The organism is Aeromonas sp. DSM 116730, from assembly GCF_046581335.1.
Classification (GTDB): Bacteria; Pseudomonadota; Gammaproteobacteria; order Enterobacterales; family Aeromonadaceae; genus Aeromonas; species Aeromonas rivipollensis.
Genome location: NZ_CP144265.1, coordinates 2,328,602 through 2,353,667, shown reverse-complemented (window position 1 = coordinate 2,353,667; position 25,066 = coordinate 2,328,602). Strand labels below are relative to the sequence as shown.

Sequence of the window (25,066 nt, the reverse complement as noted above, 5' to 3'; positions counted from 1 at the left end):
GGCTTGCCAAGGCCGCCGTGCCCCCATGGCCGCCCTCGGCCGCACCCTGCCAAGATGCGGATTGGTATCCCTGTGTCAGAGTCTGTTATCCCCTTGTGCGCCGAGACGACACAGAGGCGGCAGAACATATCGGCAAACCCGTCGCCCCGCCTTCGGGAGCGAAATAACCTGCCCATACGGGTATTGCTCGTCACCTGCACGCAACAATTTGTTGGCATTGTTAGCCAGCTCCCAGCGACTCCGCCGCTAAGGGGGCAGAGTAGGCGCGATCTTGGCCGCTGGCCGAGTTCGACATGTATCAAGGTGCTGCGGCCCGCCTTGCGCGGGGCGCCAATAACATAATCTGCCCATAAAAAAAGGAAACTGACCATGTCAGGAAGACACTCTCTGGTGGCGCTCGCGGTCGGGCTGGCGCTCTCAGGACAGGCACAGGCGCAACTGCTGATCAGCGAATACCTGGAAGGCTCTGGCAACAACAAGGCGGTGGAGCTGAGCAACCTCGGCTCGGACCCCGTCGATCTCGCCCAATACCGGCTGGCGCTCTATGCCAACGGCAAACCCCTCACCGATGCCCCCACCAACAGCCTGGCGCTGCAAGGCACCCTGGCCCCGGGGGCCAGCCTGGTGCTGGCCAATCCCTCCGCCAGCGGCGAGATCCTGGCCAAGGCCAATCAGACCAGCGGCAACCTGGTATTCAACGGCGACGACGCCCTGGTGCTCTATCGCGGCAGCGAGATTGCAGACAGCTTAGGCCAGGTGGGGGTGGATCCGGGCACGGCCTGGGTGTCCGGCAGCGTCTCGACCCTGGACATGACACTGCGCCGCAAGGCCACCGTCACCACGGGCCGTACTGATGCGACCGGCCCCTTCGATCCGGCGCAGGAGTATGTAGCCGCCCCCAAGGATGACGCCAGCGGCCTCGGCTGCAGCGGCGATGCTCCCTGCGATGGCACCCAGCCGCCCGTCTTCGTCTGCCCGGTCGATCAGCTGATACCCGTGCCCGCCATCCAGGGCCCTGGCAGCAGCAGCCCGCTGGTGCCGGCCGGCAAGTTCGAATCGGAGCAGGCCTATGCCACCCGTGGTGTCGTCACCCAGGTGGTGAGCGGCCTCTACAAGGGCTTCTTCATTCAGGACGCGCAGGGGGACGGGGATCCGGCCACTTCGGACGGCCTCTTCATCCACAGCACCCAGGTCAACGGCGCCCTGGTGCCGGGAGCCGAGGTGTGCGTCTCGGGCAAGGTCAAAGAGTATTTCAACCAGACCCAGCTCAGTGCCGATCAGCTGGTGATAACCCAACCGGTGGGGGCCTTGCTGCCGGCGGTGGATCTGGTACCGGTGGGAGGCGAGAGCCTGAGCCAGCTGCTGGAGCGCCACGAGGGGATGCAGGTGCGGCTGGTGCCGGAATCCAGCCTGGTGGTGACCCGCAACTTCAGCTTCGACTACGACGGCAAGCGCAACAACCTGGTGCTGGCCTATGGCGCGCCCCTCATCAAGTCGACCCAGAAGTTTGCCGCCCTGAGCCAGGAGGCGAGCGACTGGGCCCTGCACAACCAGCAAAACCAGCTGGTGGTAGAGACGGACGCCAAGGCGCCGGACGGCGTGCTGCCCTGGTATCCCGGCTTCAACGCAGAGGATGGTTACCTGCGTATCGGTGACAAACTCAACGGGCTGGAGGGGGCGCTCGGCTACTCCTACAACCTGTTCCGGCTGGTGGCCAGCAACCGCATCGACAGCAGCGACATCGATCACAGCGGTTGGGACAGGGTAGAGACCCCGGAGCTCGCCGAGGCAGGGGATCTGCGGGTCGCGAGCTTCAACGTGCTCAACTTCTTCACCACTGTGGTGGGCGGGGATACCAACCCCACCGGCAGCAACCGTGGCGCCATGACAGTGGCGGAGTTCGAGAAGCAGCGTACCAAGATCGTCAGCGCCATCACCCGCCTCAACGCCGACGTGGTGGGGCTGATGGAGATAGAGAACAACGGCTACGGCGACAACTCCGCCATCGCCAACCTGGTGGCGGCCCTCAACGCCGCCCAGCCGGACGAGGCGGATCACTACGCCTGGGTGGCTTCCCCCGATGGCCAGCCCATAGGCACAGATGCCATTACCGTGGGCCTCATCTACAGACCCGCCAGCGTGACGCCAGCAGGGGCCGCCAGCCTCATAGTGCTGCCGGTGCAGCAGGCCGAGGCCCAGGACGCCAGCGGCAAACCGGTGGCCATCAACCAGGGCATGCGCGAGTCGCTGCTGCAGCGGTTCAGCTCCCCCAAGGGGGATGCGCCCCTGACCCTGGTGGTCAATCACCTCAAGTCCAAGGGCTCTGCCTGCTTCGAGGATTACCCCGACTACGCCAGCGCCGATCCGCTGGACGGTCAGGGCCACTGCAACGCCCTGCGGGTCTCCGCCGCCAGGGTGCTGGGGGAGCGCCTCAAGGGGGTGAGCGGGGATCTGCTGCTCATCGGGGATCTGAACGCCTACGGCATGGAGGATCCCATCCGGGTGCTGACCGACTATGATCCGGCCGCCCAGGCGCGCCAGATCCTGAGCGCCTCCTTCACCACGTTGGCGGGCCAGCCTTATGAGGAGAGCGGCAGCGCCCTCGGCAAGGGCTATGGTCTGGTAAACCTCAACACCCGCTTCCACGGCACCGACACCTACTCCTACAGCTACGAGGGGGAGCTCGGCAACCTGGATCACGCCCTGGCAAACCCCAGCCTCGCGGCCAAGGTGATCGGCATCGAGGATTGGCACATCAACTCCGCCGAGAGCAACTTCTTCGAGTACGGCAACAAGTACAGCGGCCAGCTGGTGAAATCCGAGGGGCCCTTCAGCGCCTCGGATCACGATCCCGTGCTGGTGGCCATTCAGTACCCGATGCCGCCCGCCGGAGTCTTGAGCCTGGAGAGCGCCGCCGCCAGCGTGGAGGAGGGCAGTACCCTCACGCTGTCCGTGGCGCGCCGGGACGGGAGCCATGGGGAGGCCAGCGTCAGTTACCGCGTCGCCTACGGCAGCGCCGATGCCAAGGACGTGGCGCCACTCACCGGCTCCCTGAACTGGGCGGCTGGCCAGAGCGACAGCCAGACCATCAGCATTCCGGTGAAGAGCGACACCCTGCACGAGGGGGATGAGACCTTCACCCTGGAGCTGTTCGATGCAAGCGGCGCGGCCCTGGGTGAGCAGCACCAGACCCTGGTGACCATCAAGGACAAGCTGGCGCCCTCCACCATAGCCCTGGCGAGCGCCAGCATGAGGGTGAACGAGGGCCAGTGGTTTGCCGAGATCCCCCTGGTGCGCAGCGGCGATCTCAGCAAACCCGCCCGTGCTACTTTGAGCCTTGAGGGGATCACGGCGCGCTGGGGGCTGGATTTCCTGCCCTGGTTCGGCCAGTCGGTGAGCTGGGCCGCAGGCGAGGGGGGCAGCAAGTCCATCAAGGTGCTGATCCTGGACGACTGGTTCGTGGAGTCCACCGAGCAGTTCAGCGTCAACCTCGAGAAGCTGAAAGGGGCCCAGCCGGGGGCGGTGCAGCAGACCCGGGTCGACATCCAGGACAACGACAAGCCCTGGTGGCCCTTCGGTCGCCACTGATGAGAGTGAGCATGCAGATGACACAAGGGGCCCGCGGGCCCCTTCTTGCTGGTTGGCGCTTTGGCCTGATTGGCAGTGCTCCGCCTATGAAAAAGGCCCACCGCGTCGGGTGGGCCTTCTCCATGGCAGGGCGCTCCTAACGGAGTATCAACCCTGCGCGTTGCTCAGTACCAGCTTGCCATCCTTGACCGGAATGGTGGTGCCGGGTTTTTGTTCCATCCGCACTATCCCTTCCTGACCGGCGAGGCGGTAGGTGACGTCATAGCCCAGGGTGCGGGTGCTGCTGTCCTGCACCGTCTTGCAGCGCTGCTCCGTGGTGGTGTAGGTGTCCCCCGCCTGCATGTTGCCCTGCACCTGGTTGCCGGCATAGCCACCGGCGGCGGCCCCGGCGACGGTGGCGACCTTCTTGCCGCTGCCGCCACCGAACTGGTGGCCCACCACGCCCCCGAGGGCCGCACCGACCACTGTGCCCAGGATCTTGTGTTCATCCTGCACCGGCTTGCGGTGGGTGACGGTGACGTTGCGGCACTCCTGGCGCGGCGTCTTGATGGTCTCGGTCACCGGTTTGCTGGCCAGCACCTCGGCAAACTGGGGCTCTGATGAAAACAGGGATCCGCTGGCGGCGGCCGACAATGCCAGTGCAGAGGCCACACCGATCCCGATACCTGCCAACATGGATGTGTTCATCTCTTCTCTCCTTACAGTGATTGCCCTTGGGGCCTGGGCTCATTCTTGGCAATTTTGCCCCCGGGCTCAAGGCAATGGCCCTTCGGGTGCGACAGAGACTGGCTGCGCCAAAAACGGCCCCGGCAAGGGAGCGTCTGTGATTGGCGACAAAAGATGATTGATGGCGTCGCGAGAGTCTGGAGCAGGGCCGCCCCCTTAAGACGTTTCGCTAATACCTGGGCGTGCGCCCCCTTGGTACCCTCGTCGGGTATAAGGATCCGCCGCCTGCCAAGTGCCTTGTGCGCCGTGATCCGCGAGACTCCCCCCGCTTTGTGCCCATATGAGGAAGGAACCCGATGACAAAGCCGCACATCTACGAGACTGGCCTTGGCAAGACGCCCGCCAATTTCGAGGCCCTGACCCCCTTGAGCTTTCTGGCCCGGGCGGCCCGGGTCTATCCCGACTACCCGGCCCTGATCCACGGCCCCCTGCGCCAGAGCTGGGTCCAGACCGAGGTGCGCTGTCGCCAGCTCGCCTCGGCCCTGCGTCTGCAGGGCATCGGCGAGGGGGATACGGTTTCCATCGTCGCCCCCAATGTCCCGGCCATGTTCGAGGCCCACTTCGGCGTGCCCATGAGCGGCGCCGTGCTCAACACCATCAACACCCGGCTCGATGCCGAGTCCATGGCCTTCATCTTCCAGCATGCCCAGAGCAAGGTGGTGCTGGTGGACAGGGAGTTTGGTGCCCTGGTGCGCAAGGCGCTGGCGCTGATCGAGCAAAGCCCCCTGGTGATCGCCATCGACGATCCCCTCTATCGGGAGGGGGAGCTGGTCGGCGAACTGACCTACGAGGACTTTATTGCCGGGGGCAACGGCGACGAGCCCGGCTGGCTGCCGGCGGACGAGTGGCAGGCGATTTCCCTGAACTACACCTCGGGCACCACGGGCAACCCCAAGGGGGTGGTCTATCACCATCGCGGCGCCCACCTCAATGCGGTCAACAACGTGCTCTCCTGGGAGCTGCCCAAGCACCCCGTCTATCTGTGGACCCTGCCGATGTTCCACTGCAACGGCTGGTGCTTCCCCTGGACCCTGGCGGCCACCGCCGGGGTGAGCGTCTGCCTGCGTCATGTGCAGGCGGGCGCCATCTATGTGGCGCTGCACGAACACAGGGTGACGCATTTTTGCGCCGCCCCCATAGTGCTCAACATGCTGAACAACGCCGATCCGGCCCTGAAACTGGGGCTCGATCACCCCATCAAGGCGATGACGGCGGGGGCGGCGCCACCCGCCACCGTGATCGCCGGCATGGAGGCCATGGGGATAGCCGTGACCCATGTCTATGGCCTCACCGAGACTTATGGCCCCTGCGTGGTGTGCGAGCCCCAGCGCAGCTGGCAAGGGCAGGATGCCACTTCGCTCTCCCGGCTCAAGGCGCGCCAGGGGGTGGCCTCTCCATTGCAGGGAGAGATGCGGGTAGTCAACCCCGTCAGCGGCGAGCCTGTGCCCCGGGATGGCAAGACCCTGGGGGAGATCTTCCTGCGCGGCAACATCGTCATGAAGGGCTACCTCAAGAACCCGGCGGCGAGCGAAGAGGCGATGGCGGAGGGCTGGTTTCGTAGCGGGGATCTGGCGGTCTGGCACCCGGATGGCTACGTGGAGATCAAGGACAGATCCAAGGACATCATCATCTCGGGCGGGGAGAACATCTCCAGCCTGGAGGTGGAGGACGTGCTCTATCGCCACCCGGATGTGGACGAGGCCGCGGTGATCGCCATGGCGGACGAGAAGTGGGGGGAAGTGCCCTGCGCCTTCGTGAAACTCAAGGAGGGGCGTGTGCTCAGCCAGGCGGAGCTGATCGCCTTCTGCCGCGAGCAGATGGCCCACTTCAAGGCCCCCAAGCGCATCATATTTACCCCCCTGCCCAAGACCTCCACCGGCAAGGTGCAAAAGTTCATGTTGCGCAAGCAGCTGGAGTGATCCCGTCGAAGGGGATGCGGACGGGCATCTGAGGGCAGTTCATCTCCTGTGGTCATGTAAATGTGTCGCAGGACAGTCCAGGTCAACGGTGTTGAATAACCCATGTCAACGCCGTTGACTTGCATGGGGGACAAACCTAAAATCGCTCCTCATGACGACTTGGAAAGGGAAGGGAATATGATCAAGGATGCTGTTACCGAGGGGGTGGTGAAATTGAGTGGTGCTGACACAACCAAAGCCTTGATCCTGGATGTTGCCCGAAAACTTTTCTCTTCAACCGGCTACAGAGCGACGTCGCTCAGGGCCATCGCAAAGGAAGTCGGGGTCGATCCCGCATTGCTCATCCGCTATTTCGGCTCCAAGGAGGAACTTTTTCTCGAAGCGCTGGCCATCAGCGACTTTTGTGAAAAAGCACTCACAGGTTCATTGGATGGCATGGGATACCGTATCGTTCTTGAACTGATCTCCGGCGACATTAAAAATAAAATGAGTTCCTATGTGTCTTTGGTTCAGGCCTCTGACAGCGAGACCATAAGAGCCCGTTTACAGGATGTCGTTAGAACTCGATTCGTTGAGCAACTGGCGCAGCGTTTACCCGGGCAGGATGCTGAGTTGAGAGCACACCTTATTTCTGCCCAGACGGGGGGGCTTATCAATTCATTGGCTGTTATCCAGCACGAAACACTGCTGACAACGCCAATCGATATTATTGCCGAGCATTATGGCGCAGCGATACAACTCTTGATAGATGGCAAGCCAGCCTGATAACGATTTATTGAGATTGGATTGCTGCTTTAAGCAATGTTGATATCACAAGCTTTTGATGTGAAGCTTTTTTAAACCCATTTAAAACAGGCGGTTTCGCTGTGTCAAACTATCTTCTGGTTGATGAAACCAAGTGGGAGCGTGCACTCCATTGCAATATTTTCAAGAATTTCAGCAATCCACTCTATGGCGTGACCGTTGAGCTGGATGTGACGAAATTTATAAACAAAATCCGCAAGCTGGAGACATCATTCACCTTTGCCATGATATTCGTCACGGCCAGGTGTGCAAATGAAATAGAGGCATTTCGCTACCGATTCTTGGATGGGCGCGTGGTGCTACACGATCAAATCAATACTGTGTTTACTTACCTTGACAAGGAAACAGAGTTATTCAAGGTTGTTGACGCCCCATTGACGGATACGCTGCAGACCTATGTGTTGGCGGCGCAGCAGGCCGCGCTTTCACAACAGGCGTATTTTACAGCGCCAGCGGGAGGCAATGTTTTTCAATTTTCACCGCTACCTTGGTTCTCATATACGCAACTGTCTCATACATTCTCCGGAGACAAAGAGAACGCCATCCCTCTTTTCAATTGGGAAAAGTATTCCGAGAGAGAGGGCCGTGTCATGCTGCCTTTTTCCGTGCAGGTGCATCACGCCTTTGTTGATGGCATTCATATCGGCAGGTTTCTCGAAAAACTGCAAGCAGCACTCAATAAAACTGCAAGCAGCACTCAATGAAGACTGAGCGTGAATGACAGAATTATTGCAATAAGGCTCAATATGAAAGATAGAATAGATGACGGCATCGCCGAGTATTACCAAGAAGAGTTCAATGGTCTCAAGTGTGCCGACACCCATATCTACGCAAAAGTATTTGAAGACTGTGTCTTTGTGAATTGCTCCTTCAATGGAGCCCATTTTCAACGTTGCAAGTTCGTTGACTGCGTCTTCAAAAATTCAGATCTGAGCAACCTCCGCGTTGATAGCAGCCGATTTTTAGCCGTGCTTTACGAAGAGTGTAAAATTATCGGGGTTGACTGGACTAAAGCCGAGTGGTCAAGGTTTGTGGTGCCCGGTCAGCTCATGTTCAAAAAATCTATTTTAAATGACTCTTCGTTCTTTGGTCTTAAATTGCCTGGGATGATCATGGAGGAGTGCAAGGTAAGGGCAGCGGACTTCAGAGGTGGCGACTTCAGCAAATCCGATTTCTCATACTCGGATTTTACTGAAAGCATGTTCGGCAATACCAACCTGAACGGTACTGATTTCAGGGAGGCGACAAATTACCGTATCGATGTGCGGGACAATCACCTGAAAGGGACTAAATTCACACGGCTTGAGGCAATCCACTTGCTGGATGGTTTTGGATTCGAGCTGTTTGATTGAAAGCCAGATGCCAGTCAATGGCTTGTGCCGTGAATATTTTTTTAATCATGCTGAGCAATAAGCCGGGGCATGACCATTATTTGACTGTAAGGTCTTGTTCGGATTTAAAAGGGAGGCATAGGCCTCCCTCTTGTTTATTTTTATTATCACAAAGACTCACCCCTTTAACTGGTCGAGGCAAGCCGGGTGAGCCGTCGGATATCAATACACCGATCATTTTTGATGCCGCTCATGAGGGCGCCGCACCACGTCTTGCAGGGCCCAGCCATTCGTTCTGCGAAGGCCTGTCGCAAGTTCAACAGGCTCACTGCTTGCTGGGGAAGAGATGGCGGGTCTGTCATACCCTAGCCTCTCAGCGGGGAGGATTGGCGCCCCTGATGCGTTTGTGCAGTGCCTCCCACAGGCCGGTGATGAAGTAGTAAAGTCCCCCTGCTTCACTGGCCTTGGTGTACTCCGCGAGCGGCTCTATCATGCCGCTCTTGAACTTGTCGAGCGCCTCTTTCTCGTTGGCTGCGTCGATATAATCCCCCACCACCTCGAAGCCCTGCTCCAGCAATTGCGCCTTTTCAGGTAAAAAAGAGGGGGAAGACATCAGCAAGAAGGTGACGCTGGCGGGATCCTGTCCCTGACGGAAGAACTGGTATTTGCTCATAGGGCCTCTGGGGGTGAACTGTGCCCCTTCATTATCCATGGGGGCTTTCCCGCCGGACAGGCCCCATTTGCGACATCCCAAGGGGCCTTTATTCAGGTCGGCTTCAGTCAGCGCCTTGGTGGTTTGCCCTTGCCAAACAGCCGGGGGGCATTAAGCAGGGTATAAGCGAAGAGGCTTATGGTGCTGGGGCCGCCATAGGGGCGGCTGGGATCGGCCATGTTGAGCTGATGGGATTCGGCCGCCGTGCGGGCATCAGGGGCCAGTATGGGTTCGCCTATGACCTCGAACCCCTGCGCCAGCAAAACGGCCTTGTCTGCCAGGAAGCTGGCCGACGCCATGTCGAGCAAGGTGAAGGCGGCGGGCGCCTCCGGGGTGGAGAAAACCTGAAATTTGTTCATCGCGCCTGGGGAGGTGAGGGTGGTGCGCCATTATCGCCGCCGACCCTGGGATGAGCGACTCCCTGTTCAGGGGGGCAAGCCTTGGTATCCCGGCCCGATCAGGGGAACGGAGCTAATCCCCGAGAAATAGGCTCGAAAGGCGTCAATCCTCCCACGAGGAGGGGGAGACGCTGGTGCATAAAAAACGGGCCCATCAGGGCCCGTTTGCTCTATCTATCGGTGCAAAGACTACTTGTTGTGGCGTTCATGGAGACGCTGCACCACATCCTTCAGACCCAGCCCCTCGTTTTGCAGCAGCACCGTCAGGTGGTAGAGCAGGTCAGCGGATTCGTTGATGAGCTCTTCTCTGTCTTTCGCCATGGCGGCCAGGGCTACTTCCACTCCCTCTTCACCCACCTTCTGGGCGATGCGCTTGGTGCCCTTGCCGTAGAGGCTGGCGGTGTAGCTGGTAGCCGGGTCTGCCCCCTTGCGCGAGGCCAGGATCTGCTCGAGCTCGGCGAGGAAGCCGAGCGGCGGCAGCGGGTGACCGTCGAAGCAGGAAGGGGTGCCCAGGTGGCAGGTGGGGCCGACCGGATCGGCGGCGACCAGCAAGGAGTCCTGATCGCAGTCGGTGCTGATGGCCACGAGTTTGAGCACATGGCCCGAGCTCTCCCCCTTGGTCCAGAGGCGCTGCTTGCTGCGACTGAAGAAGGTGACCTGGCCGGTGGCCTGGGTCTTCTCCAGGGCTTCGCGGGTCATGAAGCCCTGCATCAGCACCTCGCCGCTGGCGGCATGCTGGACGATGGCGGGGATCATGCCGTCACATTTTGCCCAATCGAGGCGGTCGATGAGGGTGGGATCAATCAAGGGATTATTCACGGATGGCGACTCCTTCGTTTTTCAGCCAGCGTTTCAATTCGGGAATGGGGATAAGGCCCTTGTGGAATACGGAGGCCGCCAGGGCCCCGTCCACGTCGGCCTGGGTAAAAGCATCGAGGAAATGTGCCATGGTGCCAGCACCACCTGAGGCAATCAGCGGCACCTTGCAGACGGCTCGTACCAGCTTGAGCTGCTCGAGATCATAGCCCTGGCGCATGCCGTCCTGGTTCATCACGTTCAGCACGATTTCGCCAGCGCCGCGCTTTTGCACCTCCTTGACCCACTCCAGGGTGGTCCAGCTGGTGGTGAGGGTGCGGCTCTCGTCACCGGTGAACTGCTTGACCTGATACTGGCCGCTCGCCGCATCGAAGTAGGAGTCGATGCCCACCACCACGCACTGCACGCCGAAGCGTTCCGCCAGTCGGGTGATCAGGGTGGGATCGGCCAGGGCCGGGGAGTTGATGGAGACCTTGTCGGCACCAAACTCCAGGATCTGGCGGGCATCCTCCACGCTCTTGATGCCGCCGGCGACGCAGAAGGGGATGTCGATGACCTCGGCCACCCGGCTCACCCAGCTCTTGTCTACCACACGGGCGTCGCTCGAGGCGGTGATGTCATAGAACACCAGCTCGTCTGCACCCTCCTCGGCGTAGCGGCGGGCCAGCTCGACTATGCCGCCCATCACCTCGTGGTTGCGAAACTGCACGCCCTTGACCACAACGCCATCTTTGACGTCGAGGCAGGGGATAATACGCTTTGACAACATGCTCATTGCTCCATGTAAAGCACAGTTAAAAAAACTTCGTTCTGCCGGTGACGCAGGATCAGGCGGCGGACGGAAAAGCGGTTGGCATGCTTTCTCTGCTGGATCCTGAGCGGGAAACGGCGCGCACATCGGGCGGCGCGGCCCCGGGGGAACCAACACTATATGCATGACTTTATTCAGTGATTCAACCCTTTGTCTCCCTTCGCCTGGCCCGGGGGCAGCGAAGGGCCGTCGGGCAGGGGGGAGATCACTTCTGTTGGGGGCTCATCTGCTTCCACGCATTGGCGAAGGGTGAGCAGGGCACCGTCGAAGTTGAATGCCTTCAACTGCCTGGCCAGGGTCTCGCTGCGTGGCCCCAGCATGAGCCGCAAGGGGGCGGCATACTGCTCGAACAGCGGGATCACGGCGGTATCGCTTTGCGCCAGCAGCGTCTCCATCTGGTGGCGCAGATCCCCTTGCCACTGGCTGCCAAGCGGGATGAGCTCCGCCGCAGGGGCGGGCGCTTCCTCCCCCAATCGATCGCGCAGGGCAACCAAGGCCCCGGCGATGGCCGTCATCAGGGCGGGCTGTTCAAGGCCATCCTCCGCGAGCCTCTGTTCCAGCTGCAGGCACTGCTGCGCGAGATCTGCCATCCCAAGGGTGCTCGCGACCCCGCGCAAGGTGTGAACCAGTCGGGTGGCGGTCACACTGTCACCGGTTTGCAGATGGTGGCGGAGCAGGACCATGTCCTGGCCATGCTCGCTGGCGAAGTGGCGCAGCAAGGCAAGGTATTTGTCCTGATTGCCCTGCAGTGCCGCCAACCCCTGTTGCAGATCCAGCCCGGGGAAGCCATGCAGGAGGGCGAGGGGGCCTGCCTGCATGTCGCTGGGCAGGTCCTGCTCATCGGGCTCCACCATCCCGTTGCTGGGCAGCCAGCGCCCCAGCGCCTCAAACAGCTTGGCGGGGGTGACAGGCTTGGCGATGAAGTCGTTCATGCCGGCCGATTCGCTCGCCTGCCTGTCTTCCTCGAAGGCGCTTGCCGTCAGGGCCAGTATGGGGATCCGCTCCCGGCCGGGCAGGGCGCGGATGGCGCGGGTGGCGCTGTAGCCATCCATCAGCGGCATCTGTATGTCCATCAGGATGAGATCGTAGGGATGCTGGCGGACGCGCTCCAGCGCCTCCTGACCATTGACGGCGGTCTCGATGACCAGGCCGCTGTGGCAAAGCAGCTCCAGCACCACCTCGCGGTTGATGGCGTTGTCCTCCACCAGCAGCACCCGGGCCCTGTGGTGGAAGAAGGTCTGCGCCAGGCTCTGCGCAGGCGGGAGCTGTTGCGGCGCCTCCCCCTGACCCGCCGAGAGGGCGGCGGTGAACCAGAAACAGCTGCCCTGGCCAAGGGTGCTGTTGACGCCAGCCTCTCCTCCCATCAGGGCGGCAAGCCGACTGGTGATCGCAAGCCCCAGGCCTGTGCCGCCGTATTTGCGGGTGGTGGATACGTCGGCCTGCTCGAAGGCCTGGAACAGCTTCTCGCACTGCTCTTGGCTGATGCCGATGCCGGTATCTTCTACCTCGAAGCGCAGCAGGTAGCCGCCGGCAAGCGGACGGGCCATCCGTACCCGCAGGGTGACAGCGCCCTGCTCGGTAAACTTGATGGCATTGGCGGCGTAGTTGAGCAGTGCCTGGCGCAGGCGGGTGATGTCGCCATGAACCCAGGTGGGGGAGTCTCCCATGTCGACCATGAGGCTGAGGCCCTTGGCGCGGGCCTGCTCGCTCATCAGGGCGCTGACGTTGTCCAGCATGGCGGTGAGGGAGAAGTCACCTTGCTCCAGCGCCATCTTGCCCGCATCTATCTTGGAGAGATCCAGGATGTCATTGATGATGGTAAGCAGGTGCTGGGCGGCATTGTCGATCTTCTCCAGCCGCTCGTGCTGGGTGCTGTCCGGGGTGTCGCGCTTGAGCAGATACGTCAACCCCAGGATGGCGTTCATGGGCGTGCGGATCTCGTGGCTCATGTTGGCCAGGAAGGCGCTCTTGGCGCGGTTGGCGCTTTCGGCGCGCTGATGGGCCTGGGCCAGTTGCAGGGTGCGCTCGTTGACCATCTCCTCCAGGTGGTAACGGTACTGATCCAGCTCCTCGCCGAGCTGTTTCTTCTCTGTGATGTCGGCCTGTACCGCCACATAGTGGGTCACCCCCCCGTTCTCCTGGCGAATGGGGGAGATGGCCGCCAGCACCTGATAGTGTGAGCCGTCCTTGCGCCGGTTGACGAACTCGCCGTGCCAGCGCTGGCCGCGCTTGATGGCATCCCACAGGGCGATATAGGTGGCTCTGGGGGTGAGGCCGGAGCGCAGCAGTGAGGGAGTCTGACCGATGACCTCGTCCTGTCGGTAGCCGCTGATGGCCAGGAAGGCCGCGTTGACATATTCGATGCGGGCCTGGGTATCCGTGATGAAGACGCCATCCGGGCTCTGCTCCAGAGCCAGGGAGAGTTGCCTCAGCTGTTGCTCGGCCTGCTTGCGCTCTGTTATGTCAAGATGGATGCCGAGCAGACGCAGGGGGCGCTGCCAGGCATCCCGATAGACGCTGCCCTTGCTCACCAGCCAGCATAGGTCACCGTTTGGCAGCAGGATCCGGAACTCGATTTCGAAGGGCTTGTCACTGACCGACAGTTCGGACAGCAAGGCGTCGATACGGGGCTTGTCCTCCGGGTGCAGGCAAGCCTGCCAGGCGTGAAAGGTCGTGAGTTGTTCGGCGTGGCGGCCATAGAGGCGGGCGCACTCCGGGGAGAAGAAGAGGTGATCATTGACCATGTCCCACTCCCAGATCCCGACGTGGGCGCCCTCCTGGGCCATCAGCAGCCGTTGCTCGCTCTCGCGCAGGGCGCTGCTGATGGACTCGGCTCGGACCCGGGCACTGATGGCATCGTCCATCAGGTTCAGTGCCGCCAGGCGGGCGCGGCGTTGGGTATCGAGCGCCACCTGCTGATTGTGCAGCAACTGCTGCTCGGCCAGCTTGCGCTCCGTGATGTCCTGCACAGTGCCATAGAGCTCGACGACATTGCCGTCCCCGTCCCGCAAGGCAGCACCACGGGCGATGACCCAGACGGGGTTCCCCTGCTCGTTGATGACGCCGGCATCGCATTCATAGGGTTGCCCGTTGTGCAGGCAGCGCTCGACGGCCTGGGCTAGGGTGTGCCAACCCTCCTGGGTGAAGTATTTTTTCACCTCGGGATAGACGGCGGGGGGGAGGGCGGGATCACGGCCGTAGATGCGGTAGATCTCCGGGGACCAGAAGTGGCTGTCGTCGCTGACACGCCAGCGCCAGTTGCCGATCTTGGCCAGCCGCTGGGATTCTCGCAGTATCCCCTCGTTGCGGCGCAGGGCCTCTTCGGTCTCCTTGTTCTGCTGATTGTCCTCGATGATGGAGATGAAGTAATCGGGCTCTCCCTCGAGATCCCTGACCAGGGCCACCGTCAGTGTCGTCCAGATGATCTCGCCCCCCTTGCGCAGATAGCGCTTCTCCAGGGTGTAGTGGGGCAGCTCCCCTGCCAGCATCCTGGTGACATAGTGCTGATCGATGAAGAGATCGTCCGGGTGGGTGATCTGCTGGAAGCTCATGCCCATTAGCTCATCGGCACTGTAGCCCAGCATGTCGCACAGGCGCTGATTGACCCGCAGCCAGCCCCCATCGGGGGCGACCAGGGCGATGCCGACCGCCGCCTGCTCGAAGGTGACCTGGAAGCGGTTTTCGCTCTGTTGCAGGCGGGATTGGGTGCTGATCAGTTCCTGCCAGCGCTGGATCTCCCGGGCGCGGGAGTGGTGGATGGCGGCGCTGAGCAGGCTGACGAGCACGCCGTTGGCGATCAGGAGTCCCCACTGCACCAGATCCTGACCGGCCGCCACTGTCAGCTCATGGATCGGGGGCAGCAGGAAATAGGTGGTGACCAGGGCAGTGATCAGGGTGCAGAGCAGGCCTGGCAGCAAGCCCCCCAGCAGGGCGCAGATGATGATGGGCAGCATGAAGAGCACCAGCAACGGCCGCTCGCCAAAGGCGATGGGCAGCTGGACCCGGATCTGCAGCATCAGGACGGGCAGCAGCAGGGCCAGCAGGCAGACGCCCCAGCGCTGGGTGGCCGGGCGGACGTGCCACAGTTGCGGTCGGTTCATCATGGGTGCTCCTCCGGCGGCATGGGGGCCTGGGGGTAGGGCGGCGGTAGCCCGAGCTGGCGTGAGAGTTCATTGATCTGGTGCTTGAGGGTCAGCATGGCGAGCTCCCTGTCCACCATCACCTTGTTGAAACGCTCCAGCTCCTCGTTTTGCTGGCGCAGCTCCATGGCCTGGCGGGTCAGTGCCTGCTCGACCTGCTCCCGCTCTGTGACATCGAGCAAGAGCCCGAGCACGGCGGGCTGGCCGCGATAGTCGACACGCCGCCCGTACAGCTCCACCTCCAGGGCCTGGCTGCCGTGGTGCAGGGCGCTGAAGCGGGCATGGATGTCGCCACCCTCCTGCTCGCAGCGCAGCACCAGCTCGGCCACCCGTTCGCTGTCCTCCGGGCTTGCCAGGGCGTGCAGGGGGCCGACGCCGAGCAGGGCACCGGGGGAGTCATAGCCAAACAGGTGGGCAAAACAGGGGTTGATGTAGCAGAGTCTGCCCTGCTGGATGATGTAGATGCCGGCAAGGGATTGCTCCACAAGGGCGCGAAACAGTCCCTCCCGCTCCCGCAAATCTGCCTCGGCACGCTTGAAGCCCGTGATGTCGCGGGAGATACCGAAGATGCCGATCACCTGACCGTCTTTATCCTGCAGCGGCCCCTTGGTGGCGAGGAATACCCGATCGCCGCAGGGCAGGGTGAGATACTCCTCCTCGGTTTGCACCCGGTTGTTTTCTATCACCCGGCGGCCGGCGGCCATCAGCATCCGAGCCTGATCGGGGGGGAAGATGGCCAGGTCATCCTGGCCCAGCATCTCGGCGGCCGGCTTGCCCACGAACTGGCTGGCGGCGCGATTGAACAGTATGTATTTGCCCTCTCTGTCCTTGGCGAAGATGGCATCCTCCGAGCTGTCGGCGATGGCGGAGAGCAGTTGCAACGCCTGCAGCCGTTGTGCCTGGGAGTGGCGGACCTGTTCGGTCATCAGCAGTCGGGTGTGCTGGCGCATCAATATGATGCCGGCGTTGGTGACGAAGAGCACCAGCAGGCTGATGAGACCAATCCAGATGCTCTCCTTGAAGCTGGCCTGGTTGAGCTCGGCCTTGTCTATCTTGGCCAGCAGATACCAGTCCGTGCCCTCGACCGGGTAGACGACGCCAAAGGCCGCCGTGTCGCGATAATCCTTGCCAATGAGCACCCTGGGCCCTCGTTGCCCGGCATCCAGACGCAGATACTGGGCCGCCAGCAAGGTGTCGTGATGGAGCGGAAGGTGCAGGCGAAGGGCCGAGTCGGGGCGGTAACGTAGGTCGCTCAGATACTGCACCTGATCTGCGCGCTGGCGAAACAGCGTGGCTTCACCACTGCTGTCGGGGATGGGCCAGGGTTTGAGGATCTGGTTTATCCAGTGGCTGCCGCTTATCTGCAGCACTATGACGGGCGCCGGCCCCGCCGCCGTGGTCAGAGGCGCCACGAAGTCGATCCTGGGCTGGCCCAGCTCATCCAGATAGGGTCCGACCCTGAGTACCTTGCCCGCGGTCACCCGGGCCAGGGCGCCGCGCAATGTGGCATTCATGACGCCCGCCCCCGGGGTCTGCCACAGGGTCTGGCCAGCCGGGTCGAAGAGGGCCGCGGCATCGAATCCTTCTGCCGAGATGAACTCCACCAGCCGCGTCAGCCGTTGTGCCTGTTCATCAGACGGCTTGGTTCTCTGCCTGGAAGGTGAGAGATCCCCATAGCGCGGGTTGTCGATGATCTGGCGCAGATCCTGCTCCCGATTGCCCAGCCACTCTGTGATACGTCGGCTCTTGAGATCGGCGATGGTTTCGAGCCGGGCGACCTCCTTGTCACGGGTCAGCCCGATGTTCTGGGCGATGGCCATGGCAGTCAGGGCCAGAATGAGGCTGTTGAGCAGCAGTATGGGCAGCCACTGGCGCCCGGAGAGCCGGGGGCTTGCCGTGGATTGATTGATGCGGCGGCGCAGCATGGTATAGAGCATGAGCGCTGTGATGAGGATAAACAGCCAGCCCTTGATGGTGCTGGCCAGGGCGAACTGGGCCGGAGTGCTGAAGAGCCACTCCACCGCCTTGTCCGAGAGCAGGATCCACAGGCTTGCCACGGCGGCATAGGTGAGCACCACGTTGAGCACATGGGCTCGGGTCAGGGGAGGCTGTTCAGCCATGGGCGACCTCGGCGTCATCCTGATAACGCTCGGCTATGGTGACGAACTGTTCGAAATGGCAGTCGAAGACTGCCGCAACGTCCGGGTCAAAATGTCGACCGCTGCCAGAGAGGATCAGGGTGCGCGCCTCCTCATAGGACATGGCTGGTTTGTAGACCCGGACGCTGATGAGGGCGTCAAACACATCCGCCAGCGCCATCAACCTGGCCGAGAGAGGAATGGCGTCGCCACAGAGGCCGTCCGGGTAGCCGCTGCCGTCCCACTTCTCGTGGTGCCAGTGAGCTATCTCCTTGGCCAGGGTGAGGAAGGCCAATGGCTGCTCCATATCCCGCTCGGCCTCCTCGATGGCGTCGCTGCCGAGCTTGGCGTGGGTACGCATGATCTGCCACTCCTCGGGGGTCAGCTTGCCCGGCTTGAGCAGAATATGGTCGGGAATGCCGACCTTGCCGATGTCGTGCAGGGGGGCGGAGCGGCTCAGCAGATCGATGTAATCCGGCGACAGTGTCTCGGCAAAGCGGGGGTGACCGGCAAGGGCGCTCGCCAGCAGCCGTACATAGGCCTGGGTGCGCAGGATGTGATTGCCGGTCTCGGGATCGCGGATCTCCGCCAGATGGGCCAGCGCCCGGATGGAGACCTGCTGGATCAGATCGTTTTCGGTCATCCGGCGAGCGACCTCGGCCTCCAGGGCCGCATTCTGATCGTGCAGACCATCCCGGGCCTGCTTGGCCTCCAGCTGGGTGCGCACCCGCGCCTGGACGATGACAGGCTTGATGGGTTTGGTGATGTAGTCGACGGCCCCGAGCGACAGGCCGAACTCCTCGCTTTGGGGATCGGCGAGGGCGGTGAGCAGTACCACGGGAATGCGGTGGGTCTCAGGGTTGGTGCGCAGCTGTCTGAGTACCTCATAGCCGTCCATGCCGGGCATCATCACGTCCAGCAGGATGAGATCCGGTCTCGCCTTGCCACTGGCAATGCGCAGGCACTTCTCCCCGCTCTGGGCGGCGAGCACCCTATAGGTGGGTGAGAGCAATTCGGTCAGCACCATCAGGTTCTCGGGAGAGTCATCGACGATGAGGATGGTGGCACAGTGAGATGTGAACATAAGCCTTCCGTGACGTTATCTCGATGAGTCCGAGTATAGAGTCAATTGCTTCCAGATTATAAGGGCTTGCCGCTGCGCCCTCAGAAGAAGAGGTGCCTGTTCCGACGCTGATGGCAGGACAGGCACCTTAGGGATCACCGGGTGATCCCGTGGTCATTCATCCCAGCAGGCGATGGCCTGCTTCACGTCGAACTTGCCCTCGAGGAGCGCGCGGCCGAGGATGACCCCCTTGACGCCAGTGTCCTTGAGCGCCTCTATGTCGGCCAGGCCGCCGATGCCGCCTGAGGCCTGAAACGCCACGCTGGGGTAGCGGGCGCAGAGATCCCGGTAGAGCTCGACGTTGCTGCCCGAAAGCGTCCCATCTCGGCTGATGTCGGTGCAGAGCACGTGCTTGAGCCCGGCGGGGAGGAAGCGCTCGATCAGCGCCTCAAGGCTCACGCCGCTGTTCTCCTGCCAACCTGCCACCGCAATCTGGCGATTGCCCTGGGCATCGATATTGACGTCCAGCGCCAGCACTATGCGCTCGGGGCCGTATTTTTCCATCCAGCTTGCCACCAGATCCGGGGACTTGACGGCGGTGGAGCCGACCACTACCCGGTTGGCGCCGGCGGCCAAGAGGTCCGCCACGTCCTGCTCGCTGCGCACGCCGCCGCCCACCTGCACAGGCGCCTGGGTTACGGCGAGCAGCTCGGTGATGAGGGCGAGCTGGCGCGCCTTGGCATCCTTGGCGCCGTCCAGATCCACCAGGTGAAGCTGCTCCGCCCCCTGGGCAACATAGTCGTCGAAGCGGGCCTGGGGGCTGCTGCTGTATGCGGTCTTCTGGCCGTAGTCCCCCTGATAGAGTCGGACTACCTGGCCATTGATGAGGTCAATTGCGGGAATGATCATCCTTGTTACAGCTCCAGAAAGTTTTGCAGTAAACGGGCACCGGCACTCCCTGAGCGTTCCGGGTGGAATTGGGCGCCGAAGAAGTTGTCACGGCCGACGATGGCGGTGAAGGGCTGACCATAGTCGCAGCTGGCGAGGGTCGCCTCCGTCACCTCCAGGGCGTAGGAGTGGACGAAGTAGAAGTAGCTGCCGCTTCGGATCCCTCTCAGCAACGGGTGGGTCTCATCGTGCTCAATCTGGTTCCAGCCCATGTGGGGCAGGCGCAGATTGCCCACCTCCATCAGCCGGATCCTGCCAGGCACTATGCCGAGGCCCTCGATCAAGCCCTCATCCGATCCGTCACTGCCACTCATGGTCTCCTCGGAGGCCTGTGCCAGCATCTGCATGCCGAGACAAAAGCCCAGCAGGGGCTGCTTGGCGGCGCGAATAAGGGGCACCAGTCCCCGTTCGTTGAGGTTTTTCATGGCGGCCACCGCAGTGCCCACCCCGGGCAGGATCAGCTTGTCTGCCTGCTCGATGTCGGCGGCCTGGCAGGAGACCTGCGGCGCCGCGCCGAGACGCTCGAACGCCATCCGCACCGAGGCGAGGTTCGCACAGCCCGTATCGATGATGACGAGGTTTTGCTTACTCAAACCCATCACAGCACCCCCTTGCTGGAGGGGAGTTCGCTCCCTTCCACCCGGATGGCCTGACGCAGTGCGCGGCCAAAGCCCTTGAACAGCGCCTCCACCTGGTGGTGGGTGTTGCCGCTGCCGACCTTCATCTGCAGGGTGATGGCCATGGCGTCCGAGAGGGAGCGGAAGAAGTGGGGCACCATCTCGGTGGCCATCTCGCCCACGCTGTCGCGGCCAAAGCCGCTCGGGCAGTCGAACACGAAGTAGGGGCGGCCGCTCAAATCCAGCGCCGTGGCCACGTCCAGCTCGGTGAGGGAGGGGGTATCGGTGGTATGGCGCGGGCGGCCATCGATCACCGCCTGCACCTCGTCCATCGCCAGCACGAAGCCGAAGCGACCTATGCCGCGCTTGTTGCCAAGGGCCTGGCGCAGGGCCTGACCCAGGGCCAGCCCCACATCTTCCACCGTGTGGTGATCGTCGATGTGCAGATCGCCGCTGACTTTCAGCTTGAGGCGGAACCCGGCGTGGGTGGCTATCTGATCCAGCATGTGATCGAAGAAGCCGATGCCGGTGGCAATCTGGTTGCCGCCGCTCTTGTCCAAGTCCACCGCCACCTGGATGCGGGTCTCCTTGGTGTAGCGCTCCACCTCGGCCACACGCCCCTTGGAGAGCAGCTGATCACGGATGGCAAGCCAGTCGTGATCCTGCGGCTGGTAGCGAATGCCGCGGATGCCCATGTTCTCGGCAAGCTGCAGATCTGTCTGTCTGTCGCCAATCACGAAGGAGTTGGCAAAGTCGATACGACCCGAGGCGAGGTACTCCTTCACCAACCCGAGGTTCGGCTTGCGGCAGCTGCAACCGTCGGTGGGGAAGTGGGGGCAGATCAGCACCTGCTCCCAGTTCACCCCTTGGGATTCAAAGAGGTGCATCATCAGATCCTGAGGGGGCTGGAAGTTCTCCAGCGGCAGGCTGGCGGTGCCCAGCCCATCCTGGTTGGTCACCATCACCAGCACGTATCCGGCGGCCTGCAGCTCGCGCAGCACCGGGATCACCATGGGCTCGAAGCGCAGCTTGGCGAGGCTGTCCACCTGCTTGTCGGTCACCGGCTCTTCTATCAGGGTGCCGTCACGGTCGATAAACAAAAACGGGGTCTTCATCTGGCTACTTCCTTATACGCTGGCGGCAGACGGGTTGCTGGCTGAGGGGGTGCTGTTCGATAGATCGCGCAGCACGGTGAGGACGGCGTCCATCTCTCCCTGATAGCCGATGGTGATGCGGATGCTGTTGTCCAGGCCCGGTTTGCTGGAAAAATCACGCAAGATGATGCCGGCGGCTTTCATGGCGGCAAAGACGGCGGCGCCATCGGTGAAGCGCACCAGCACGAAGTTGCCCTTGTCCTCGAACACCTCTTTCACGCAGCCAAGCCGAAGCAGCTCGGCCTTGATGAGGGCCTTCTGCTTGTTGAGCTCCTGCACCCGCTCCTGCATCAGCGCCAGCCCCATGGGGGAGAGGGCCTGGGCCGCTATCTGGGCGATGGGCTCGGGGATGGGGTAGGGGGCTATCACCTTGGCCAGCATGGTGATCACCTCGGGATTGCCCAAGGTAAAGCCGCAGCGGATCCCCGCCAGGGCAAAGGCCTTGGAGAGGGTGCGAGTCACCACCAGATTGGGGTATTGGTCCAGCAGATCCACCACTGAGCCTTCCGGGCAGAACTCGATGTAGGCCTCGTCCACCACCACTATGGCGCGCTCCCGGGCCTTCTCCAGCAAGGCGATGAGCCCCTTGCGGCCCACCAGATCCCCGGTGGGGTTGTTGGGGGAGCAGAGGAACACCAGCTTCACGTCGGAGAGGCGATCCGCGATGGCGGGCCAGTCCGGCTGACGGCTGGCGGTGAGCGGCTGCTCGACGATGCCGACGCCGCAGGTCTCGGCGCTGATGGCGTACATGCCGTAGGTGGGAGGGCAGATGAGGATCTGATCTTCCCCCGCCTCGCAGAAGGTGCGGATCAGCAGCTCGATGGCCTCGTCGGCGCCGCGACTCACCAGCACCTGGCTCGGATTGACCCCGGCGTAGGCGGCGTAGCCGTTGACCACCTCGGCCGGCTGGCACTCGGGGTAGCGGTTGAGGCGGTTGCCCTCGATGGTGAAGGGGTAGGCCAGCGGCGCCTCGTTGGCATTGAGCCAGACATGACCCTGACCACCGATGCGACGGGCGGATTGATAGGGGGTGAGGGCCCGCACCACGCGGCGAGCCAGATTGGCGATGCTCATGACAAATCCTTCTGCTGCTGGCTTGAAAGTGCGTTCAATCTGAGGGTGACGGCGTTTTTATGGGCATCCAGCCCTTCCGCATCGGCGATGCGCTGGACTATGGGGCCAAGGCCCTGGATCCCCTCGATACTCAGCTCCTGCACCGTGTAGCGGCGCTGGTAATCCGCGAGCCCGAGGCTGGAGCAGGTGCGGGCATAGCCGTAGGTGGGCAGGGTGTGGTTGGTGCCGCTGGCGTAATCGCCGACCGACTCGGGCGTCCAGGCGCCCAAGAAGATGGAGCCGGCGTTCTCGAGTCTGTCCAGCAGATCGCGGGGTGCTTGGGTCTGCACTATCAGGTGCTCCGGCGCATAGGCGTTGGAGATGGCGCAGGCCTCGTCCAGATTGTCGCAGAGGATCACCAGGCTGCTGCCGAGCGCCTGGGCGGCGATATCGCGGCGGCTGAGCTGGCCCAGCTGGCCCTTGATCTCGCCTGCGATGGCGTCTGCCAGGAGCGGCGAAGTGGTCACCAGCACCACCTGGCTGTCGGGACCGTGCTCGGCCTGGGAGAGCAGATCCGCGGCCACGAAGGCAGGATTGGCGCTCTCGTCCGCAATCACCAGCACCTCGGAGGGGCCGGCGGGCATGTCGATGGCGGCGCCGCGCCAGTCGCGGGAGACCTGGCCCTTGGCTTCGGTCACGTAGGCGTTGCCCGGGCCGAAAATCTTGTCCACCTTGGGAATGCTCTGGGTGCCGTAAGCCATGGCGGCGATGGCCTGGGCGCCGCCGATGGCGAACACCTTTTCGACGCCACAGGCGCGGGCGGCAAACAGTATCTCGTCGCTGGCCGGAGAGGGGGTGCAGAGCACCACCTCGCGGCAGCCGGCCAGGCTTGCCGGAATGGCCAGCATCATCACTGTGGAGGGGAGCGGCGCGCTGCCCCCGGGCACATAGAGGCCGACCCGGCTGATGGGCTGGGTGCGCAGCTCGCACACCACCCCGGGCTGGGTCTCCACCCGCACCACGGGCTGCGCTTGCGCGGCGTGGAAGGTGCGAATGTTGGCGATGGCCGCTTCAATGGCACCCTTGATACCGTCATCCAGCCGCGCGCAGGCGGCCTCGATTTCGTCCTCGCTGACGCGCAGCTGTTCGCGGGGGGCGCGCTCGAAGCGCAGGCCGAGTTCCCGCAGGGCGTCGTCGCCACGGCTGCGCACGGCGCCGATGATCTCCTTGACCACGGCACCTATGTCCGCCTCGTCATTGAGCGCCGGCCGGGTCAGCACGTCGGCCTGTTGGGCGGAGGAGAGGGTCTTCCAGATCAGGGTCTGCATGATATCCCTTCCTTATTCCATCATCTTTTCGATGGGCAGCACCAGGATGGAGCTGGCGCCGAGGGCCTTGAGCTGCTCCATGGTCTCCCAGAACAGGGTCTCGCTGGAGACGACGTGCAGCGCCACCTGATTGGTGTCACCGGCCAGCTGCATTATGGTGGGGCGCTCAGCGCCCGGCAGCAGATCCGTGATGGCATCGAGCTTGTCCTTGGGGGCGTGCAGCATGATGTACTTGCTCTCGCGAGCCTGCTGCATCCCCTGGATGCGTGGCAGCAGCTTGTCGATGAGCTTCTGCTTGGCCTCACTCAAGGGGTTGGGGGCCTGCACCAGTACCGCCTTGGAGCGGTAGATCACCTCCACCTCTTTGAGGCCGTTGGCCTCCAGGGTAGCGCCAGTGGAGACCAGATCGCAGATGGCATCGGCCAAGCCTGCGCGAGGCGCCACTTCCACCGAGCCGCCCAGCATCACGCTCTTGAAATTAAGACCCTTCTCGTCGAAGAAGCGCTTGAGCAGCCCGGGGTAGGAGGTGGCGATGCGCTTGCCTGCCAGACTCTGTGGCCCTGTGTAGGTGACATCTTCCGGTACCGCCAGGGAGAGGCGGCAGCCACCGAAGTCGAGCTGCTTGAGGGTCTTGACCTGATAGGGCAGATCCTGGGAGGCGCGAATGAGCTGCACCTCTTCCAGCACGTTCTCGCCTATGATGCCAAGGTCCACCACCCCTTCCATCACCAGCCCCGGGATGTCGTCATCACGCACCCGCAGTATGTCGATGGGCATGTTCTCCACGTGGGCGATAAGGCGCTGCTCGCGCAGGTTGATCTTGAGGCCGCAGCTCTTGAACAGGGCCTGGGAGTCCTGGCTCAGGCGACCGGATTTTTGCATGGCGATGCGCAGACGTTGTGTTTCCATTGCTCGATTTCCTTCTAGTCAAAAACGAAAAAACCCTCGGAAGTGTGTGCTTCCGAGGGTTCATGAATCTTGCGGTCCTTTTGGAAGTCACCAGTTAAGTGTCTTCCAGCAGTCAACCTCCTGAAAGACTAGTCGGGATGATGATGGTGATGATGAGTCTTCAGCAGGGTGAACTTCATGTAATCAATCCTTTACAAATAAGATGTCGTAGTTGACGCCTGATTTAAACTACCTGCCTTGACAGAAAATGCAACCTGAAATTGTGATTTGCCCGATTAAAGTGGAGAAAACGGTTTTCTGGTCGATAACTAATCAAGATAGCCTGAGGAGTGATCACCATGCCCAGCCAGGACCTGTTATTCCCCATCTTGCCGCGCGCGCCGTCGACCCCGAGCCCCGACGACATCAAGCGGGAGGTGACCCAAATCAGCCAGAAGCATCAGTTGCGCAAGGTTGGCACTGACAACGGCGGCGGCGCCCAGCAGTATCAGCAGGGGCATCACCCGGCCAGGCGTGATCAGCCAAAGGCGCAGGAGGATGATCACAAGCCGGATCCGGACCATCAGATCGATCTCTTCGTCTGAACGCATTATCAGTCCCGCTTTCGCCATG

General features: G+C 62.3%; 20 protein-coding genes and 1 other annotated feature. Of the genes, 6 read left to right on the top strand and 14 right to left on the bottom strand.

Translation table 11 applies throughout. The annotated features are described in order from the left end of the window. Positions 1-369: 369 nt before the first annotated feature. Entirely contained in the window at positions 370-3,588 is a 3,219-nt protein-coding gene (locus Aeroheme_RS10700; RefSeq protein ID WP_411165808.1) for an ExeM/NucH family extracellular endonuclease, read from the top strand. A gap of 147 nt (positions 3,589-3,735) precedes the next feature. Here the strand turns inward: Aeroheme_RS10700 and Aeroheme_RS10695 are convergent, their stop codons facing one another. Then, positions 3,736-4,263: a glycine zipper 2TM domain-containing protein gene (locus Aeroheme_RS10695; RefSeq protein WP_213344973.1), complete on the bottom strand. Its 528-nt coding sequence runs from the start codon at positions 4,261-4,263 to the stop codon at positions 3,736-3,738. A gap of 347 nt (positions 4,264-4,610) precedes the next feature. On the opposite strand from Aeroheme_RS10695, the gene Aeroheme_RS10690 reads away from it, so the two are divergent. The 4 genes from Aeroheme_RS10690 (at position 4,611) to Aeroheme_RS10675 (ending at position 8,389) form a co-directional block, all read left to right on the top strand. Continuing rightward, a complete protein-coding gene (locus tag Aeroheme_RS10690) occupies positions 4,611-6,233 on the top strand; it encodes an acyl-CoA synthetase (protein ID WP_411165807.1) in 1,623 nt (540 codons plus the stop codon). A gap of 177 nt (positions 6,234-6,410) precedes the next feature. Further along, positions 6,411-6,998 (top strand): TetR family transcriptional regulator, encoded by a 588-nt coding sequence (locus tag Aeroheme_RS10685; protein WP_411165806.1) that lies wholly within the window; start codon positions 6,411-6,413, stop codon positions 6,996-6,998. A gap of 101 nt (positions 6,999-7,099) precedes the next feature. Further along, positions 7,100-7,741: a CatA-like O-acetyltransferase gene (locus Aeroheme_RS10680; RefSeq protein WP_411165805.1), complete on the top strand. Its 642-nt coding sequence runs from the start codon at positions 7,100-7,102 to the stop codon at positions 7,739-7,741. A 9-nt stretch (positions 7,742-7,750) separates the two neighbouring features. Continuing rightward, the gene (locus tag Aeroheme_RS10675; RefSeq protein ID WP_111910567.1) at positions 7,751-8,389 is read left to right on the top strand and encodes a pentapeptide repeat-containing protein; all 639 of its coding nucleotides are present in this window, start codon (positions 7,751-7,753) and stop codon (positions 8,387-8,389) included. 352 nt (positions 8,390-8,741) lie between these two features. Here Aeroheme_RS10675 and Aeroheme_RS10670 read toward each other — a convergent pair whose 3' ends face one another. The 13 genes from Aeroheme_RS10670 to hisG all read right to left on the bottom strand — a co-directional run bounded on the left by Aeroheme_RS10670 (position 8,742) and on the right by hisG (position 24,454). Then, positions 8,742-9,041 carry a hypothetical protein gene (locus tag Aeroheme_RS10670; protein ID WP_290071944.1) on the bottom strand — a complete coding sequence of 100 codons (300 nt, stop codon included), beginning with the start codon at positions 9,039-9,041 and terminating at the stop codon, positions 8,742-8,744. A gap of 107 nt (positions 9,042-9,148) precedes the next feature. Next, entirely contained in the window at positions 9,149-9,439 is a 291-nt protein-coding gene (locus tag Aeroheme_RS10665) for a hypothetical protein (protein WP_262110228.1), read from the bottom strand. Between the two features lie 228 nt (positions 9,440-9,667). After that, positions 9,668-10,297 (bottom strand): bifunctional phosphoribosyl-AMP cyclohydrolase/phosphoribosyl-ATP diphosphatase HisIE, encoded by a 630-nt coding sequence (gene hisIE / locus Aeroheme_RS10660; RefSeq protein ID WP_111910570.1) that lies wholly within the window; start codon positions 10,295-10,297, stop codon positions 9,668-9,670. Continuing rightward, positions 10,290-11,063 (bottom strand): imidazole glycerol phosphate synthase subunit HisF, encoded by a 774-nt coding sequence (gene hisF, locus Aeroheme_RS10655; protein WP_025326924.1) that lies wholly within the window; start codon positions 11,061-11,063, stop codon positions 10,290-10,292. The genes hisIE and hisF overlap by 8 nt, the downstream gene beginning before the upstream one ends. A gap of 176 nt (positions 11,064-11,239) precedes the next feature. Beyond that, positions 11,240-15,208, bottom strand: coding sequence for a PAS domain S-box protein (locus Aeroheme_RS10650; protein WP_411165804.1), 3,969 nt, complete (start codon positions 15,206-15,208; stop codon positions 11,240-11,242). Continuing rightward, positions 15,205-17,364 carry a PAS domain S-box protein gene (locus tag Aeroheme_RS10645; protein ID WP_411165803.1) on the bottom strand — a complete coding sequence of 720 codons (2,160 nt, stop codon included), beginning with the start codon at positions 17,362-17,364 and terminating at the stop codon, positions 15,205-15,207. Before Aeroheme_RS10645 ends, Aeroheme_RS10650 begins: the two co-directional genes overlap by 4 nt. Then, on the bottom strand, positions 17,357-18,466 hold the full coding sequence (locus Aeroheme_RS10640) for a two-component system response regulator (RefSeq protein WP_411165802.1): 1,110 nt from the start codon (positions 18,464-18,466) through the stop codon (positions 17,357-17,359). The genes Aeroheme_RS10645 and Aeroheme_RS10640 overlap by 8 nt, the downstream gene beginning before the upstream one ends. 153 nt (positions 18,467-18,619) lie before the next feature. Continuing rightward, positions 18,620-19,354, bottom strand: coding sequence for a 1-(5-phosphoribosyl)-5-[(5-phosphoribosylamino)methylideneamino]imidazole-4-carboxamide isomerase (gene hisA / locus Aeroheme_RS10635; protein ID WP_168235073.1), 735 nt, complete (start codon positions 19,352-19,354; stop codon positions 18,620-18,622). A gap of 5 nt (positions 19,355-19,359) precedes the next feature. Further along, positions 19,360-19,992 (bottom strand): imidazole glycerol phosphate synthase subunit HisH, encoded by a 633-nt coding sequence (gene hisH / locus Aeroheme_RS10630; protein ID WP_368169641.1) that lies wholly within the window; start codon positions 19,990-19,992, stop codon positions 19,360-19,362. Next, the gene (gene hisB, locus Aeroheme_RS10625) at positions 19,992-21,125 is read right to left on the bottom strand and encodes a bifunctional histidinol-phosphatase/imidazoleglycerol-phosphate dehydratase HisB (RefSeq protein WP_234690043.1); all 1,134 of its coding nucleotides are present in this window, start codon (positions 21,123-21,125) and stop codon (positions 19,992-19,994) included. The genes hisH and hisB overlap by 1 nt, the downstream gene beginning before the upstream one ends. Before the next feature lie 12 nt (positions 21,126-21,137). After that, positions 21,138-22,238: a histidinol-phosphate transaminase gene (gene hisC, locus Aeroheme_RS10620; RefSeq protein WP_163136786.1), complete on the bottom strand. Its 1,101-nt coding sequence runs from the start codon at positions 22,236-22,238 to the stop codon at positions 21,138-21,140. Next, positions 22,235-23,545 carry a histidinol dehydrogenase gene (gene hisD / locus Aeroheme_RS10615; RefSeq protein ID WP_411165801.1) on the bottom strand — a complete coding sequence of 437 codons (1,311 nt, stop codon included), beginning with the start codon at positions 23,543-23,545 and terminating at the stop codon, positions 22,235-22,237. Before hisD ends, hisC begins: the two co-directional genes overlap by 4 nt. Before the next feature lie 12 nt (positions 23,546-23,557). Next, entirely contained in the window at positions 23,558-24,454 is an 897-nt protein-coding gene (gene hisG, locus Aeroheme_RS10610; protein ID WP_106886822.1) for an ATP phosphoribosyltransferase, read from the bottom strand. A gap of 28 nt (positions 24,455-24,482) precedes the next feature. Beyond that, positions 24,483-24,607 (bottom strand) — a sequence feature (His leader region). Positions 24,608-24,792: 185 nt separating this feature from the next. Between hisG and Aeroheme_RS10605 the strand changes: the two genes are divergently transcribed. Beyond that, positions 24,793-25,038 carry a hypothetical protein gene (locus Aeroheme_RS10605; protein WP_411165800.1) on the top strand — a complete coding sequence of 82 codons (246 nt, stop codon included), beginning with the start codon at positions 24,793-24,795 and terminating at the stop codon, positions 25,036-25,038. Positions 25,039-25,066 lie beyond the last annotated feature (28 nt).